Below are 17,410 nucleotides of genomic sequence, written 5' to 3' on the forward strand. Positions count from 1 at the left end.
AAGGAAATGGCGCTTTCAAAGGTCATGTTTTCTCCGCAACGAAAAAGGGGGCTAAAAGCCCCCTTTCTATACTATGCTCCGACTCAATACTATGCTTCGGCTATTTCTTCGAGGTAAGGGTAGTCAATATACCCCTCCGCTCCCTGGGTGTAAAAAGTCGAGGGATCTGCTTCATTAAGCTCGGCCCCAAGCTTCAGGCGCTCCGGAAGGTCCGGGTTGGCAATGAAGGGCACACCAAAGGCGACAGCGTCGGCCAATCCGGATTCGATGGCCTGTTCTGCTTCTTCACCGGTGTAGCTCATGTTGAGGATCAACTTGCCCTTGAAGTGCTCGCGGACCGGGGTAATCACGTCTGCTTGCTGCTCCCCAAAAAAGTCGCTGCGCATTAAATGAACAAAGGCCAGGCCGTAGTCGTTCAGACGCTTGGCGAGCCAGGTGACCAGGCCGACCGGATCACTGTCCTTCATGCTCTGGAAACTGTTGAGCGGGCTCAGTCGAACACCGACGTTCTCGGAACCGAACACTCCGGATACGGCTTCAATCACCTCCAGCAGCAGTCGGGCGCGATTTTCGATCGGGCCACCGTAAGGGCCTTCTCGATGGTTGGAACCATCACGGAGGAACTGGTCCAGCAGGTAGCCGTTGGCGCCATGAACCTCAACACCGTCAAAGCCGGCGCGCTTGGCATTCTCGGCGGCGGTGCGGAAACCGTCGATGATGGCCGGGATTTCGTTGTCAGCCAGTGCGCGGGGAACCGTGTAGGACTTCTTGCCTTCCGGTGTGTGCACTTCATCGCTGGTGATGGCAATGGCGCTGGGCGCTACCGGATCCTTCCCGTTGTTTAACACCGGGTGACAGGCGCGGCCGCCGTGCCAGATCTGCAGATAAATCTTGCCACCTTTAGCGTGTACCGCATCACTGACTTTCTTCCAGCCTTCAACTTGCGCCTCGGAATAGATGCCAGGCTCGCGCCAGAAGGCTGAATTGCCTTCGATGGCCATGGTCGCCTCGGCGATGATCAGGCCGGCAGACGCACGCTGAGCGTAATACTCAACCATCATGTCCGTGGGAACGTGATCAGCGTCGGCACGGACGCGGGTGAGGGGGGCCATGAAGACCCGATTGGCCAATTCACTGGCGCCCATTTTCAGGGGAGTAAAAAGTGTGTTCATAGCATCCTCGGGAAATATTGTGCAAAACCATAAACTATCCGCCCGTGGGCCGGGCGGACTAATTCGGATGAGATATATCAATCATCATCCTGGCTGATGCGACAGGCTGGAATCCGCCTTCGCAAGTTTCCCTTGGGGACAGGTTCGATGATGACGTAGCCATCGCGCATCATCGTCTCGAAATCCTGCTCGATCTGCGTCTATTGCGTTCGGGACCTGGCTAGAGCCTGTGATGGGTTTTCGTGGTCGGCTGGTTGCAAAGAGCCTGCAGACCAACCTGATTTTTGCCTGAACCCCGCGCACTTCAGTAGGGCACCTACTTCGGTATACGCCTATATTTTCGGTTTGAAAATAAGTGAACGTTCATTTATTTTAGGCCGACCAATTTGAAGCGTTGAGCAGACAAATGCGGCAAAGAGACGACTCGAAACGAATAGCCTTCCTGGAAGCTACCGTGAGGGAAGTAGCAGATCACGGTTTTTCAGCAACCTCGGTTGGCAAGATAGTCAAGGCTGCGGGTTTGTCACCAGCCACGCTGTACATCTATTACGAAGATAAAGAACAGCTTTTATTGGCGACATTTTATTACGTCAGCGATCAGGTCATTGATGCGGCGCTGGACAGTTTTTCTCGCGGGAAAGATCTGCGTGAAGGACTGCGACGCCAGTGGCACACACTGTTCCGGATCGGCCTTGAGCGTCCGGAACTATTCCGCTACCACGAGACGTTCACGCATTCTGCTTGGATGACTCCCGAGATCCAGGCACGAAACGAAAGCCGAGCCGCAAATCTTTTGAATGCAGTTGATCAGGGAAAGCAATCCGGGCTGATCAAACCGGTACCTTTTCCACTTCTCGAAACGTTTATGTTCCGCCCGATTTACCACCTCGTTCAACGATGCCTGCAAGGGTCGTTCGAAGGTACCGATGAGCATATCGAATTAGCGTTTAATATGGCTTGGGATGCGGTTGCCGATCGTCGGAATACCTAATTTTTTCTGGAGAGTGACGCGTTATGAAATTCAAGATGGTCAGTACCGCCATGCCCTTGAGAGGCCTACAAGCGCTTGCAATGCTTTCGAGCCTCCTGGTGATGGGATGTTCGGCGGAGGCGCCCCCTCTGACACAGCAAACTGTCTACCCGGTAAAGCTCATGACGCTGGAGCAGGCGCAGTCAGGCACGCTCAATCAGTATCCGGGCAGAGTCTCGGCGTCTGACCATTCAGAACTCTCTTTCAGAGTGGGAGGAGAGCTGACGGAGCTGGCCGTTAAAGCAGGCGACACTGTGGAAAAAGGGGAGGTCGTTGCCCGCCTGGACGATCGGGACGCAAGAACCCGCCTGGAAAACGCCCGGTCAAATTTCAATCTGGCACAGGCCACCTTCGAGCGAATGCGAATATCGTTGGAGCGCCAGGCCATCAGTCAGGCCCGTTTCGATGAGGCCGAGGCCGAGTACCTCTCTGCCAGAGCGCAACTGGCCAGCGCGGAGGACCAACTTTCCTATACCGTTCTCAAAGCGCCATTTGATGGCGTCATTTCACGGGTGCCGGTGGATGTCTTTCAGGTTGTATCAGCGCAGCAGGCCATTGCCGAACTGCAACGGCCCGGCTCTATCGACGTCTCGTTCCAGATGCCTGAACAACAGGTCCGCCGCCTTCAACCACAGAGATCCAGGAACGTTCGCGCCAATGGCAACACTATCGCGTGGGTACAGTTTCCCGAGCTTCCCGATAAACGCTACGCCGCGAGCTACAAAGAGCATGACAGCAATGCCTCTCAGGGGTCGCTCAGTTATGAGGTTACCGTAACGCTCCCTGAACCCGAGGACATCACAGTGCTTTCGGGGATGAGCGCGACCGTTCTGCTTGATTACGGCACATTGGCTGGAGAGAGCGCCCCGTCGTGGCTGATACCAACCGCGGCGCTTGTAACACCTGACGCAGAACCCGGCACTAGCGTGGTTTGGCGATACGTGGCTGCTGCCGATGGTGAGAATGGCGATAACACGGGCAGCGTCGAGCCGGTGGATGTCGAGCCGGGTAAGAAAATGAACGATGGCGTGCTTGTTCGGGGAGAGCTCAGCCCGGGCGACAGAATCGTGGTTGCCGGCGCTCACCGGATGAACAGGGATCGTTCGGTCCGTCCCTGGGAAAAAGAGGGCGGGCTCTGAGATGGTCGATTATTTTCTTGATCGGAAGTCCATCAGCTGGATGGTCACGCTGTTGCTTGGGGTTGGGGGCATGTTCGCGTTTCTGGGTCTTGGCCAGCTTGAATTCCCGGAGTTCACGTTACGTTCCGCCTTGGTGACCACCCAATATCCCGGAGCAACGCCTCTTGAAGTCGAGGAGGAGGTTACGCTGCCTCTGGAAAAAGCGATCCAGCAGATGCCGGGCATCGATGACATTACTTCGGTGAACTCGGACGGCTTGTCGCAGATTACTGTCCAACTCAAGAAGACGGTCAGAGAAGGGGAGTTAGACCAGTATTGGGATATCCTTCGGCGAAAGATTAATGATGCCCAGCCTGGTCTGCCACCAGGCGTGAACACGTCCATCGTGAACGATGACTTTGGCGATGTCTTCGGCCTGCTGCTCACGTTGCGTGGTGACGGCTACTCGCTGAAAGATCTTGGTGACCATGCGGATCTCATTCAGCGAGAACTGCGATTGTTGGAGGGCGTCGCAAAAGTCAGTATCGGTGGTCGTGTCGACGAGCAGATGATCGTGTCACTGGACCGTGACCGTATGCGTGCTCTTGGCATCTCGCCAGAATACCTGGCAAGCCTTCTGAATGCGCAGAATACGGTGGGCAACGCTGGCCACCTGCGCAGTGAAGGGCTGTCGTTATCCGTTCAGCCAACCGGTCAGCTTGATTCCGTTCAGGCACTTGAGCAACTGGCAGTTGGAAGCGCTGATTCGGGTATTATCCGGCTCAGCGATCTGGCCGAAGTTCGCAGGGTGACCAATGACTCACCCGCCTTGCTTTACCACTCTGACGGATTGCCTGCTTTGACCATCGGCGTGTCATTTGCAGAGGGCACCAACGTTGTTGATGTAGGTGAGAGTCTCAATGAGGCTTTGAAACGCCTGGAAAAACAGCAACCCATCGGCATGACACTGAACACAGTGTATAACCAGCCTGAAGTAGTCGAGGAGGCAGTATCTGCTTTTCTCATGAACCTTGCTCAGGCGGTGGGCATTGTCATTATTGTGCTTTTGCTGTTCATGGGGCTGCGAAGTGGCCTGCTCATGGGGCTGATCCTGCTGATTACCATCATGGGTACATTCGTGCTTATGGCAATACACGGTATTCAGCTCCAGAAGATTTCATTGGGTGCGCTGATCATTGCGCTGGGGATGCTGGTCGATAATGCCATCGTCGTCACCGAGGGCATGATGATTGGCCTTTCCAAGGGCAAGTCCAAAAGGCAGGCAGCCAAAGAAGTGGTCTCGCAGAACCGGTACCCGCTGCTCGGCGCTACCGTGATTGCCATTACGGCCTTTGCTCCTATCGGCCTTTCACCAGACACCACCGGAGAATTCATTGGCTCCCTGTTCTGGGTTCTGTGCTACTCGCTTTTCCTGAGCTGGCTGACGGCACTCACTCTGACCCCGTTTTTCTTTGATATGTTCTATCCCGACAAGCTCGAGAGTGTCGGGCAGTCATCCGATAACGACCCCTATAAGGGAATTGTTTTCGTCGTCTTCCGCCGCCTGCTGACCTACGCGATTCATTATCGCTTCGTGACATTAACACTTGCGATCGCGCTTCTGGCTGGGGTTCTATCGTTCTCGGGACAGGTTAAGAATGCTTTCTTCCCGAATGCCACAACGCCACTCTTCTTTGTTGACCTTTGGTTGCCCGAGGGCGCCGACATCTTGCAAACCGAAGAGACCGTAAAGCGGCTGGAATCGCGCGTGAATGACATGGACCAGGTCGTTCAGGTGACCAGTGTCACCGGTGGCGGAGCCCAGCGTTTTACGTTGACGTATTCACCGGAGCAGCGATACGCCAGTTTTGGCCAATTGATCGTAGAGACCCGGGATAAGGCGTCGAGAGAGGCCCGTATGGAGGAAGTCATTGAGCAACTGCGTACAGACTTCCCGAACGTGCATTACAAAGTGCAGGCTTTGCAGGTGGGGCCCTCAGCCAAAGCCAGTCTTGAAGCTCGTATCTTTGGAGAAGATCCCGAAGAACTCCGGAAAATCGGTGTGCGCGTGCAGGCAATTTTTGAAAATGAACCTCTGGCCGACAGCGTGCGCTTGTCCTGGGGTAACCGGGAAGCCGTGATCGTACCGGAGTTCCTCGAAGAACAGGCCCGGCGCCTTGGCGTATCTCGCGAATCACTGCACCAGGCGTTGTTGCTGAATAATCAGGGGCAGCAGGTTGGAGTGTACCGTGAGGGGAGCGACCTCATTCCGATCATTATGCGGTCAAGAGAGGAGCAGCGTTTTGACATCGAAAACCTTACCTCGATCAATGTCTGGAGTGAAGAGCAGGGCCGCTATGTCAGCGCGGGCAACGTCATCAATGCCATCAATACGGAACTGCGGGATCCGTTGATAAAACGCAGAAACAGGGAGCGGATGTTGGCGGTTTATGCCGAACCCATGCCTTTGTCGGGGGAGACGGCGGCGAGTGTGCTGGAGAGGATCCGCCCGCAGGTCGACGCGCTGGAGCTTCCCCACGGCTATTCGATTGAGTGGGGTGGAGAGTACGAGACCTCATCCGAAGCTCAGACTTCGCTTTTCTCCTCGCTGCCTCTTGGACTGCTGGGGATGTTCATTATTTCGATGCTGTTGTTCGGTAGCTTCCGACAGGCTCTGTCTATCTGGATGATTGTTCCTCTCATGATGATTGGAATCATTGGTGGACTGGTATTGCTCGGCGCGCCTTTTACATTCATGGCGCTGCTCGGGACTCTGAGTCTGATCGGTATGGTACTGAAGAATGCCATTGTGCTGGTTGAGGAGATCAATATTCAGTTAGAACAGCAGGATGATGCATTCACTGCGGTGGTTGAGGCCGCGGTAAGCCGGGTACGACCTGTGCTTATGGCGGCCGTAACCACCATGTTGGGAATGATTCCTCTGTTCAGCGATGCCTTCTTCGCGAGCATGGCGGTGGTTATCGTGTTCGGTTTGGGTGTTGCAACGGTATTGACGTTAGTGGTGCTGCCAGTGGTGTACTGCACGTTAATGAGAATTTCTTATCATCAATAACGCACCCGCTGTTTTTCAGGCGTCTTTTTTTCCTCCGGACAAGCGATCCGGAGGAAAAAAGCCTCCGGCAATCATTGCATTCATCAGTTCGCCTACTTTTGCACGCAGGTCATCCCTCAACAACCTCATTGCCGGCGTTATTGACTGTCGGGTAGGACAAATCAGCCACAGCTCGGATACCGGCGGCGCATAGTCCGGCATGATTGTGGTGACACGGCCTGCAAGCAGATCATCCGACATATCAAGACACGATTTTATCGCAAGACCGCGACCAGCGACGCACCACCGGCGAACCAGATCGCCATCGTTTGAGGCGCGATCGCCCGTCATTTTGACTCGATATTCCTCGTCTCCCCGTTTGAACGTCCAGAGGTCAAATGGGATGTCCTGCAACTGATAGAACAGTCCGTTGTGGTTCTCAAGGTCATCAGGATGAATGGGGCGACCATGACGCGAAAGGTAATCAGGAGATGCGCAAAGCAGGCGCGGCACATCGCAAATTTTGAAGCCATACAGGTTGGTGTCACTGGGCGCGCCGTAGCGAAGCGCCATGTCGACCGAATCCCGGTAAAAGTCCACGTTGGTGTCAGTAATCTGAACTCTGAGATTCAAACCTGGATGCGTTGCCATCAATTCGTCGATCCAGGGCACAACGCGGTTACGACCAAGATCGGATGAAACCGAAAGCCGGATTTCGCCTGTTACAGAGTCAACTTCAGATCGAAGGTTCTGTTGCGCCTGGCTCAACAAGTCAATCGCTTGTTTGCAGTGAGGCAAGTATTTCTCGCCGGCGGCAGATAACCGCAACCTTCGCGTGGAGCGTACGAATAACTCTACACCCAGCTCCTGTTCTACGCGCTTTACTGCGGCGCTGGCTGTGGCAGCTCGCATATCAAGGCTGGTGGCGGCAGCGGTAATGTTGCGGAATTCAGCGACCCTCAAAACCACGATCAGATCATCAAGACTCATTTTCAAAAATTCTTTGAATATGTTTAACAAATTTTCCCGTTTATCCGAGTGTAAACGGCGACCATACTGTGCGCTACTCGAAAGTCATTGCGGAGACAGATAATGAAAGCTGTTGGATATCGGGAATCTCTTCCTATCGAAAACCCTGATGCGCTGCAAAATGTTGAGATGGAACGTCCCGTCGCAAAAGGCCGGGACCTGCTGGTCAGAGTCAAAGCCATCGGCATGAACCCTGTTGACTTCAAGGTACGCCAGCGGGCGGAGCCGGAACCAGGCCAGATCAAAGTACTTGGATGGGATGCCGTTGGAGAGGTAGTGGCAACAGGCGAGGGCGCTTCACTCTTCAAAGAAGGTGACACCGTATTTTATGCCGGTGACGTTACCCGTCAGGGCAGCAACGCCGAATACCAGGTTGTCGATGAGCGTCTGGTTGGTCGGAAGCCTGCCAGCCTGTCCGACGCCGATGCTGCAGCGTTGCCCCTGACCACGATAACAGCATGGGAAATGCTGTTTGACCACCTGCAACTTGAGCGACAGTTGGCTGGGTCCATCACTCCAAGCGACGACGTGGTCCTTGTGATTGGCGCCGCAGGAGGCGTGGGTTCAATTCTAGTTCAATTGATCAAACAGCTAACAGGCGCGAAAGTACTCGCTACGGCATCTCGCCCGGAATCGAAGGCCTGGGTTGAATCATTGGGTGCGGATTTTGTTCTGAATCACCGTGAACCCTTGCAGCCCCAGATCGAAACACTGGTGTCTGCTGGCAAAATTGGTTCTGTAACCCATGTGGCCAGTCTTAACGCCACAGATCAATACTTCGACGATTATGTGGCGGTGCTTAGGCCGTTTGGAAAGATTGCCATGATCGACGATCCCGCAAGTCTGGACGTAATGAAAATCAAGCCGAAGAGTCTGTCATTACACATTGAATTCATGTTCGCCCGCTCAATGCACCAGGCGGATGATATGCAGGTTCAGCACGACTTGTTGAATGAGGTCTCACGGCTTGTAGATCAAGGCTTCATCCGCACAACTGCAGGGAAGCACCTCGGAGCGATCAACGCCGAGAATCTACGTGCCGCACACGCCGAACTGGAATCAGGAACCGCCGTTGGCAAGATTGTGCTGGAGGGTTTTGCCTGACGTAAATTCCAACTCACCGGCTCGTATAACAAACCATGCGTTCCGATCACGGAACTACCCCGATAGACATGGCATACCAGAGCCGGCCGTCAGCTTGCTTTTTCAGTTTGGCTCCACTGCTTGGGTGACAGGCCATACAGGCGTTTGAACTCCCGGCTGAACTGAGACGAGCTCAGGTAACCCACGTCCATGGCGGCAACGCTGACGTTTTGGCCTTCAGCAATTTTCATCGCGGCCTTGTTGAGCCGCATGGATTTCAGAAACTGAATGGGCGACATGTTTGTCGCCTGTTTGAATTTGCGATGGAACACCGCCCGGCTCATGCCAGCCTGATCAGCCAGGTCTTCAATTGTGACAGTTTTGTCCAGGTTGGATGACAGGAACTCAATCGAGCGGGCGATTTCGTTCCCAACACCAAATGCGTTTCTGAATGAATGGCCGGCTTCACCTTTCAGTAATTCGTAGTAGAACTCATGCAAACGGCTCTTCCCGAGAATTGATAGATCGACCGGGTTTTCATCGAGCTGCAGAAGGCGATAGAGGGCATCCGCAAACCCCTGGTTCCAGCGGGCTGTGGATAACCCCTGTGGCCGGGAGCTGTTTCTGGCGGGGCGCAGGGGGCCGGAAGGCGGCTTAGCCCAGGCGTTATTGCCTAACCTGAATGTTCGCTTTGCGACCGGACGGCGAAAGTCTAGCTGCATCCTTACCGCGATCAACTGATGCATATTCTTGGTACGCTGTAGTGCTTTCGGTGAGCGAATCACCGATTCAGTACTCATGAAAAGTGAAAACGCATTTCACGTTTAACGTGTAACGTGATAAAGTGAGCAGCTATGATCAAGAGCTTTAAGTGCAAGCGCACTCAGAAGCTGGTTGAAACCGGTCGGACTCGACGTTTCAGTGCGATTCAAAGACCGGCAGAGCGGAAACTGCAACAGCTTCTAAGTGCTGAAGCTCTCAAGGATCTGAAGTCGCCGCCCGGGAACAGACTAGAGCAGCTTTCTGGAGACAGAGAGGGGCAATACAGTATCCGGATCAATGACCAGTGGCGAGTGTGTTTCCGCTGGACAGACGAAGGGGCGGAAGATGTCGAGATTGTTGATTATCACTGAGGAGGTCGCGCAATGGTTACTGTAGGTATGCGCCCTATCCATCCAGGAGAGATTTTACTTGAGGATTACCTTAAGCCTCTTGGCATGAGTGTGAATGCGCTTTCAAAAGAACTTTATGTTCCTGCACAGCGCCTGAACGAAATTGTTCGCGAGCGTCGTGGTGTGACCGCGGATACGGCCATGCGTTTGGCTCGTTACTTTGGGACTACTGAGCAGTTTTGGCTCAATCTGCAGACCGATTACGATCTGCGCCGAGCCCGTGCGGAGAAATCCGATCAAATCAATAAACTGATTACGCCTCGCAAGCCTGATCATGAGGCTGCCTGAGCTTCGCTCATCACCGTTCTAGTCTGTCTGCACGTAAGTCGCGATCGCCGGAGTCCGTCCTTCGGGGCGGGCTTCTCCGGGCTCGCTATTCAAGACCACGGTTAGCCTCACGACAGTCGCAGCAGCAGAAAACACTCTTCTGGACCATACTTATAGGCCCTTCCCCTCCAAAGAGGGCTGCATCATGACATTTCCCATCAGCAAAACTCCCTGGAATCAGGGAAAGCTCGTAGGCCAGAAACTACCGCTCAAACTCGAACAAATATGGGCTATCCGCATTCGGTTGGAGATTGCAAATAACATCCGCGAGCTGGCGATGTTCAACATGGCGATTGATTGCAAACTCCGGTCTTGCGATATGGTGAAGCTCCTGGTTCGAGATATTTCCAGAAACGGAGAGGTTTTGGATCGGGCGCAAGTCATTCAGCAGAAAACCAGTCAGCCTGTTCAGTTTGAGATAACCAAAAAAACGCGTGAATCGGTCGAAGCATGGATTGAGTCTCGCCACCTTTCGGGTATGGATTATCTGTGGCCGAGCCGAATCAGAAAGTTTGACCACATCACTACTCATCAATACGCCCGTATCGTCAAGAAGTGGATAACCAGCATTGGACTGGATCCTTCTGTCTATGCCACCCACTCAATGAGACGGAGCAAAGCGACATTGATCTACAAGAAGACAAAAAACCTTCGAGCTGTACAGTTGCTACTGGGACACACAAATATGTCCAGTACCGTGAGATACCTTGGTGTCGAGGTGGAGGATGCTCTGGAGATCGCTGAGAGCATTGAGATCTAAGTGCGTAACTTTTCTCCTTCGTCCCTGGATGCCGCAGACGCTGCCAGCTCCAGTCGATGATTACCGTCGGGTTTCGATCAGGCTCCTCCAATCCTAAATTAAAGCGAACTGGACTTACATCGGTCCACTATAAACTCCTGGCCTATTTCCTCATGCGCAGTTTAAAGTTCAGCAAAATTACCATCGCTAAATAACAATTATATTTCAATTGTTCAATTCCATGACTTAGTTCATATTTGAGATTTGGAAGAACGTTCATGAACTAGAAAAGATTGGGATTCAAAATCTTTTACTTAATTCTATCCGAATATCCGCAAGTACCGTTTCAGTGAACTATCAAACCATCTTTCTTCTGTGTACCGTCCAATTAATGATTTATAATGAAGTTCATTATCTGAAGGCGTACGGCCAGATAATTCCGACAACGCGTGATAGGTGGCAACAATTGATGACTCAAAAGGTGAATGACCATTCAAGAGGAGCTTGATATTGAACCTTGAGTACATCTCTTCCGTGAGTGTATTTTTTCTACCGTAGTTAATTAGCATCTTTGGCTTACTGCTGGCTTTTGATATCAACTCCAACTGCTCGGGATCATTCACGCCAGCGAGACATATACCATCGACACCAACCTCAGAATACTGAAAGACTCTTTCTGCCACCGCCCCAATGTCTTCACCAGAAACGATCTGCGTTCTCGCGATTATGCCGAAACTATCAGAACGTCTGGCATCGAGCGCAGCGGACAGTTTATCAATTTGCTCCTGGTCAGGCGCTAGCCACAATAGATTCTCGGTTCACTATCTTCTGAAGTATGAATACTGCACCTGCAACTCCAAGACCCACCAAGTCTGTAATCAATCCACCTGAAATCATTAGGAAAGCTGCGGCTGCCAAAGTCAGGCGAACAATGAAACTTGCGCAATTTCCTACAAACCACCCCTGAACAGCACATGCGAGCAAGAAAATACCGAATACAGCGGTGAATCCTGAACGAAGTACATGTAACCATTCACCTTCCATTAGTAGTGTAGCGTTGTAGAAAAACATGAACGGTACAACAAAGGCCGCGATGCCAATTTTGAATGATGCTAGGGACGTTTTTAGAGGGTTAGCTCCCGAAATCCCGGCCGCCGCGAAGGATGCCAGAGCCACAGGAGGTGTGATCGCTGACACGACCGCGAAATAGAAAACGAAAAAATGCGCTGTCAGCAATGGAATGCCTAAATCGACCAACCCCGGGGCTACAACTGATGCGGCTACGGCGTAGGCTGCTGTAGTTGGCATCCCCATACCCAAAAGAATCGCGATACACATGGCAAAGAAAAGCGCCAGCAATTGTGACGTATCAGCCAAGCTCAGGAGCAGATTGGAGAAACGAGCGCCGACACCTGTGAGCGAAATCACACCAACTATAATGCCTGCGCATGCACAGACTGCAATAATTTGAATCGACATGTGCCCCGCGATTTCAAACGCACCGTAGACTCTTCTCAAATTCATTTTGTAAGGAGTAAACCAACTAACGACAGCTGCCGATATTGTAGCCAGGGTGCCCGCACGGATTACCGAATATCCCATAAAAAGTGCCACAATCAAGATCAAGATTGGAACAAACAGGTACACTTGGCGCACCATGTTGGAAACGCGGGGTAACTCTTCTTTTCGCATTCCCTTCATGCCTAATTTGGCCGCTTCAAAGTCAACCATAAAGAAAATCGAGACAAAGTAGAGAATGGCCGGAATGATCGCTGCGATGGCAATATCCGAATAAGGAATTCCCGTCACTTCAGCCATAATGAATGCACCGGCACCCATAATTGGCGGCATAATTTGACCACCTGTCGATGCAGCAGCTTCGATCGCACCGGCTGTGCTCTTCTCGTACCCGACCTTTTTCATCAACGGAATCGTTAATGAGCCGGTCGCAACAACATTGCCGGCAGACGTGCCATTGATCATGCCCATGAGGCCCGATGCAAAAATGGCGACCTTCGCTGGCCCCCCCGGGCCTTACCTGCTATCGCAAAGGCGAAGTTCACGAAATAATCGCCAACTTTGGATGCTTGCAAAAATGCCGCAAAAATTATGAATAGAATGATGTAGGTTGAAGATACAGCAGTGGTTGGGCCCAATACGCCGGCGTCAGTGTATACCTGGCTGAAAAAGCGCTCCCAAGTAATAGCGGGTGAGTTAAGAAAGCTGGGTAGAAATTCACCGATAAACACGTAAATCAAGAACACGGTGGCAATCACAACCAAGGCCATACCTGCCACGCGTCGCGTGAGTTCCATTATCAACGCTGTTCCGGCAACGGCCGCCATAGAGATACCAACTGGAGCAAAGGCAGTTCCAGTTGAATTTCTCATCTGTGTGCCATAAATCGTAATTAAATAGACTGCAACGGCAAGCGTAGATACTACGAGGACAAAATCGTGTGGAGCGAACCTACCACGGCTTTGTTTATCAAACCATGAGAGGATGATAGAGCCTCCTGTTGCTCCCCATAATGGGGCGCCATACAGCCATATTTCATTGAATCTGATGTTTTTGTTTATTCCATTCCAGTTAGATCCAGAAGCGATCTCCCATGCAAAATAAAAAGCCATGCCGAGCGAAAATAGCCCGCAAATCAACAATGGATAGGCCGCGACACGAATTGCTCTCGAACTGGGCTTCTGACCGTCAGCGAATCCCGTCGCCGAGAACATTAAGAAGCCGAGTATCAATGCGCCTGCGACGTGTGCAATACGGAAGTTCCAGGTTTCAATGGGGAAGTCGGGTAGAAATGGAATGTCGACCAAGCCGCCCGTCATTGCCTTAATACCTATTGTAGTGGTTCAATGATTCCGGACACCAACGTAGGTGGTAATATCGCCACCATAAACGAGGTGTCTGATGACCAGAAAGCGACGTTCTTTTTCTCCTGAGTTCAAACAGGAAGCAGCCAGCTTGGTGCTGGATCAAGGTTACACGATTCCCCAGGCGAGCGTGTCTCTGGGAATTGGTGAAAGTGCTATCCGGCGCTGGGTTAACCAATTGACCGAGGAGCGTGACGGTGTCACCCCGAAGGGCAAGGCGTTAACCCCGGAGCAGCGCCGTATTCAGGAGCTGGAAGCCCGCTGCAAGCGCCTTGAACAGGAGAAAGACATACTAAAAAAGGCTACCGCTCTCTTGATGTCGGACGACATGAATCGTACGCGCTGATAGACCAGTTGAGTGAGCGAATACCTGTTGAAATGGTCTGCAATGCGTTTGATATCAGTCGTTCTAGTTACTACGAATACCGCCAACGGCGGAATCGTGTGGATGTTGAGCGTCTGGCCCTGAAGGCCCAGGTAAACCGGCTGTTCACGAAGAGCCGCAGCTCTGCCGGCAGCCGGACAATAAAGGGCTTACTCAGCGAAGAAGGCATTGTCGTCGGGCGCTTCAAGGTTCGACGTCTGATGAGCGAGTTGGGGCTGATCTGTAAGCAGCCAGGCCCTCACGCTTACAAGCAGGCCACGGTCGAACGACCGGATATCCCGAACCACCTGGCCCGCGAGTTCACGGTAGACCGGCCCAATCAGGCTTGGTGTGGTGACATCACCTACGTCTGGAGCGGCCAGCGGTGGAGTTATCTGGCTGTCGTGCTGGATCTGTATGCTCGCCGCGTTGTTGGTTGGGCGTTGTCATCCAGTCCGGATGCAGATCTGGTCGTCAAAGCTCTGGACCACGCCTGGGAACTGCGCGGTCACCCAGAGAAAGTTATGTTCCATTCGGACCAGGGAAGCCAGTATGCAAGCCGTAAGTTCCGTCAGAGACTATGGCGCTATCGAATGACACAAAGCATGAGCCGACGTGGCAACTGCTGGGACAACGCACCGATGGAGAGGCTGTTCAGGAGCCTGAAATCTGAGTGGATACCGGCCTTGGGATATCGGAACCTGCCTGAGGCCAAAAAAGATGTTGGTGGCTATCTGATGGACTACTACAACCGGCAACGACCTCACACGTTCAACGGTGGTATTTCTCCCGTTGCCGCTGAGGAAAACCTTAAAATACTGTCCGGGATTAGTTGACCACTACATATTCCGTTTAAGGCGAGCATATGAAATGCTGCATACACCACCGCAATGAGCGTTACGATTTGATAGGAGCGCCCTTTAAAGAGTCGTAGATTCGACTCTACTGGTTCATCATCCACCCCTTGGGCGATAAGGTGGTCTGGCTTCTGAGCCAAATTCTTGTCGTTATTCATGACTAGACCTTTGCTTGATTTAGCGCCACATTAAGGTTTAAAACGCGTGGCACCCAAAAAAGCCAAGATGCCACGCAAAAATCTAATTAGTTATGAATTAAATTCGGAGAAATGCTGCCCCCATTTTCATTAAACCAGCGCGCAGCTCCAGGGTGCCATGGCAGGAAGGTATTCTTATCCCAGTGCTTTGCCAGTGTGGTGCGAGCTCCTTTGTGGGCTTGAACCATGCGCTCATTGTCACCCATCACTGCTTTTACAGCTTCGTATACAAACGACTCTGGGAGATCGCAATTTGCTATTGCAAAGTTCCACATAGCGACAGAGCGAGCTGGAGTTTCAAGGCTCTTGTATACGCTAGCTGGGATTTCGTAGTCACTCACAGGAAGGGCGTCGATAATTTTTGCTTGTTCTTCTTCGGTAAACTCAATAATGTTGATATCAGTTTGTACCTCAAGCTGACTGACTGCTGGAACTGGCACACCAGCTGCAAATGCAACCACGTCAAGCAGTCCGTCCTGAAGTTGCCCGCCAAGATCTGACCACCCTCACGATTCACTGGAAGACCTGACGCCATGGGAATACCTGGCGAAACACCAACGAGCGGAAAACTCTAATCAGCGGTGCAACTGAAACAGGGATGTTTACACAATGACGGCGCCATCGGGAATGTCTGAGATGGAAGTAATGCCAGATGACGTCAATGCAGTGATAGAGAACGGCGTCTGGTACATGGGAAACATTGCACAGGCATTGTCCAATTGTATTCCTGGTGCTATGGCATTATTCCCCTCAAGCGATTCTCTTGCAGGGCCCATGGTTGTCATGCCGAAATGGTTATCGCCTGTATGAACTAAGGCCATGTTTTGCATGGGGCCTCCGGTTACTTCAGCACCACCCGTTACGCCTGTTTGTTCAGATACAATGTTTGCCCAAGCGGTGCCGTACCCAAAATATGCGCCACCTTGTGACCCAGTGCCTACTGTAAAGCTCTCCGGCCACGCGGATTTGTCTTCCGCAAACAGGGAAGATGATGCGGCTACTAGAGCCACAGAAAGAACAAAGGTTTTAATTGTTTTCATGACAATCTCCAATACTTATTTGTTTTTAGATATTGCTTCGTTAGGAATTAACCTTGATATCTAGATCGATTAACGAGGTAGCTTATTTTATGAACTTAACCTGCTCGCTGATTCGTTCTAGTACTGAGGACTTTCGCTCGTTGTATGTTTTTTTGTTTGTTTCGAATAGGTTGTTGCCGTGGGTATCAATCGAAATAATCAGAGGGCCAAAGCCTTTTACTCGGTTTATCCAGAGTGTCTCTGGCATACCTAAGTCCTTCCATTCAGCACCTTCTATCGCTTCAACCTTCGTTGCGGCGACAACTGCACAGCCGCCTGGAAAGACCGCATGAACAGCCTTGTTTTCTAAGCATCCAGCGGCTGTTTCCGGACCCATTCCTCCTTTACCGATAATCAGCCTGACGCCAGTCTTTTTTATGAACTCGCGCTCAAACTTCTCCATTCGCATACTGGTAGTTGGTCCAATTGAGACCATTTCGTAGCTACCGTCATCTTTTTCTCGAACGATTGGGCCTGCGTGAAAAATTGCGCCACCGGCAAGATCAACCGGGAGTTCCTGTCCATATTCAATTAGACGCCGGTGAGCCACATCCCTGCAGGTGACAAGGGTTCCATCGAGGTAAACAATGTCACCTACCTTCAGCGCTTCTAGGTCTTCGATGGAAATAGGGGTTTTTAATACCTTTTTCATAGCTTGACGTCCTGATGAGAGATGATTTCGTAGGAAAGGTCTGCGTTGATCTTGATTTGGCCGCGGCGGTGAGCCCAGCAACCAGTTGAAACGGCAACGCCAATTGTTGAGGGGTGACGAGCAGACCACTCAATATTTACTCCCATCACGGTGTTGTCGCCGGTTAGACCTTGCGGACCAATACCCAAATCATTGATGCCCTCTGCCAGAAGCTCCTCAAGGAGCGCTGCCTGTTCGTTTGTATTGCGAGCGGTAACTGGTTTGAGAATCGCCTTTTTGGACAATCGAGCAGCCGTCTCAGCGGATGTCGACACACCAACGCCAACTAGGAGAGGGGGGCAAGCGTTCAAGCCTCGGGAGGTCATTACATCAAGAACGAACTCGGCCACACCTTCGTAGCCTTGACCTGGCATCAATACCGTCGATGCTCCGGGTAGCGTGCATCCACCGCCGGCCATGTAAACATCAATAATCACATGGTCTTTTCCCGGAAGAATTTCCCAATCGAGCCATGGAATTTTCGAACCTGTATTTGTACCCGTGTTTTTCTCAACAAATGCCTCGACCGCGTTGTGGCGAAGAGGACCAATTTCAGTTGCACCTATGGTTGCTCCTTCCAGAATGGATTCGAGCTCACCAAGCAAAGGGAAAGACGAT

General features: G+C 52.0%; 14 protein-coding genes and 2 pseudogenes. 8 read left to right on the forward strand and 8 right to left on the reverse strand.

The genetic code is table 11. From position 1 onward, the window contains the following. Positions 1-89: 89 nt before the first annotated feature. Positions 90-1,172, reverse strand: coding sequence for an alkene reductase (locus KYE_RS08270; protein ID WP_008172279.1), 1,083 nt, complete (start codon positions 1,170-1,172; stop codon positions 90-92). A 454-nt stretch (positions 1,173-1,626) separates the two neighbouring features. Here KYE_RS08270 and KYE_RS08275 point away from each other — a divergent pair, with 454 nt between their 5' ends. Genes KYE_RS08275 through KYE_RS08285 form a run of 3 tightly spaced genes read left to right on the forward strand, consistent with a single transcriptional unit; the run spans position 1,627 to position 6,393 of the window. Further along, positions 1,627-2,163, forward strand: a complete 537-nt coding sequence (locus KYE_RS08275; protein WP_264622593.1) for a TetR/AcrR family transcriptional regulator — start codon at positions 1,627-1,629, stop codon at positions 2,161-2,163. 23 nt (positions 2,164-2,186) lie between these two features. Beyond that, a complete protein-coding gene (locus KYE_RS08280) occupies positions 2,187-3,341 on the forward strand; it encodes an efflux RND transporter periplasmic adaptor subunit (RefSeq protein ID WP_008172291.1) in 1,155 nt (384 codons plus the stop codon). Position 3,342: 1 nt separating this feature from the next. Continuing rightward, positions 3,343-6,393, forward strand: a complete 3,051-nt coding sequence (locus KYE_RS08285) for an efflux RND transporter permease subunit (RefSeq protein WP_008172293.1) — start codon at positions 3,343-3,345, stop codon at positions 6,391-6,393. Between the two features lie 15 nt (positions 6,394-6,408). Here KYE_RS08285 and KYE_RS08290 read toward each other — a convergent pair whose 3' ends face one another. Continuing rightward, positions 6,409-7,362 (reverse strand): LysR family transcriptional regulator, encoded by a 954-nt coding sequence (locus tag KYE_RS08290; protein ID WP_008172295.1) that lies wholly within the window; start codon positions 7,360-7,362, stop codon positions 6,409-6,411. Between the two features lie 102 nt (positions 7,363-7,464). On the opposite strand from KYE_RS08290, the gene KYE_RS08295 reads away from it, so the two are divergent. Continuing rightward, complete coding sequence (locus KYE_RS08295; protein WP_008172298.1) at positions 7,465-8,505, forward strand: zinc-binding alcohol dehydrogenase family protein; 1,041 nt, start codon at positions 7,465-7,467, stop codon at positions 8,503-8,505. 89 nt (positions 8,506-8,594) lie between these two features. On the opposite strand, the gene KYE_RS08300 is transcribed toward KYE_RS08295, so the two are convergent. Continuing rightward, entirely contained in the window at positions 8,595-9,284 is a 690-nt protein-coding gene (locus tag KYE_RS08300; RefSeq protein WP_081467521.1) for an AraC family transcriptional regulator, read from the reverse strand. Positions 9,285-9,338: 54 nt separating this feature from the next. On the opposite strand from KYE_RS08300, the gene KYE_RS08305 reads away from it, so the two are divergent. From KYE_RS08305 to KYE_RS08315, 3 genes are all read left to right on the forward strand, one after another. Then, on the forward strand, positions 9,339-9,617 hold the full coding sequence (locus KYE_RS08305; RefSeq protein WP_008172303.1) for a type II toxin-antitoxin system RelE/ParE family toxin: 279 nt from the start codon (positions 9,339-9,341) through the stop codon (positions 9,615-9,617). Positions 9,618-9,629: 12 nt separating this feature from the next. Further along, positions 9,630-9,944: a HigA family addiction module antitoxin gene (locus KYE_RS08310; protein WP_036211519.1), complete on the forward strand. Its 315-nt coding sequence runs from the start codon at positions 9,630-9,632 to the stop codon at positions 9,942-9,944. Positions 9,945-10,128: 184 nt separating this feature from the next. Next, on the forward strand, positions 10,129-10,743 hold the full coding sequence (locus tag KYE_RS08315; RefSeq protein ID WP_008172305.1) for a tyrosine-type recombinase/integrase: 615 nt from the start codon (positions 10,129-10,131) through the stop codon (positions 10,741-10,743). Between the two features lie 299 nt (positions 10,744-11,042). On the opposite strand, the gene KYE_RS08320 is transcribed toward KYE_RS08315, so the two are convergent. Beyond that, complete coding sequence (locus tag KYE_RS08320; protein WP_008172306.1) at positions 11,043-11,528, reverse strand: isocitrate lyase/phosphoenolpyruvate mutase family protein; 486 nt, start codon at positions 11,526-11,528, stop codon at positions 11,043-11,045. Further along, positions 11,512-13,517 (reverse strand): annotated as a pseudogene (locus tag KYE_RS22335) (TRAP transporter permease); the annotation flags it as partial. The gene KYE_RS08320 and the pseudogene KYE_RS22335, both read right to left, overlap by 17 nt. A gap of 124 nt (positions 13,518-13,641) precedes the next feature. On the opposite strand from KYE_RS22335, the gene KYE_RS08335 reads away from it, so the two are divergent. Beyond that, positions 13,642-14,804 (forward strand): IS3 family transposase gene (locus KYE_RS08335; protein ID WP_085986438.1). Its coding sequence is split into 2 segments (ribosomal slippage): positions 13,642-13,897 and positions 13,897-14,804, totalling 1,164 coding nucleotides; the frame shifts between segments, so codons are not numbered across the junction. A gap of 265 nt (positions 14,805-15,069) precedes the next feature. Here KYE_RS08335 and KYE_RS08340 read toward each other — a convergent pair. The 3 genes and pseudogenes from KYE_RS08340 to ttdA all read right to left on the reverse strand — a co-directional run. Continuing rightward, positions 15,070-16,062, reverse strand: a pseudogene (locus KYE_RS08340) (TAXI family TRAP transporter solute-binding subunit). A gap of 82 nt (positions 16,063-16,144) precedes the next feature. Continuing rightward, positions 16,145-16,753, reverse strand: a complete 609-nt coding sequence (ttdB, locus tag KYE_RS08345; protein WP_008172310.1) for a L(+)-tartrate dehydratase subunit beta — start codon at positions 16,751-16,753, stop codon at positions 16,145-16,147. Further along, positions 16,750-17,410 (reverse strand): L(+)-tartrate dehydratase subunit alpha (ttdA, locus tag KYE_RS08350; RefSeq protein ID WP_008172312.1); only part of this gene is annotated, 661 nt, incomplete at its 5' end. The genes ttdA and ttdB, both read right to left, overlap by 4 nt.

Source organism: Marinobacter manganoxydans MnI7-9 (assembly GCF_000235625.1).
Lineage (GTDB): Bacteria > Pseudomonadota > Gammaproteobacteria > Pseudomonadales > Oleiphilaceae > Marinobacter > Marinobacter manganoxydans.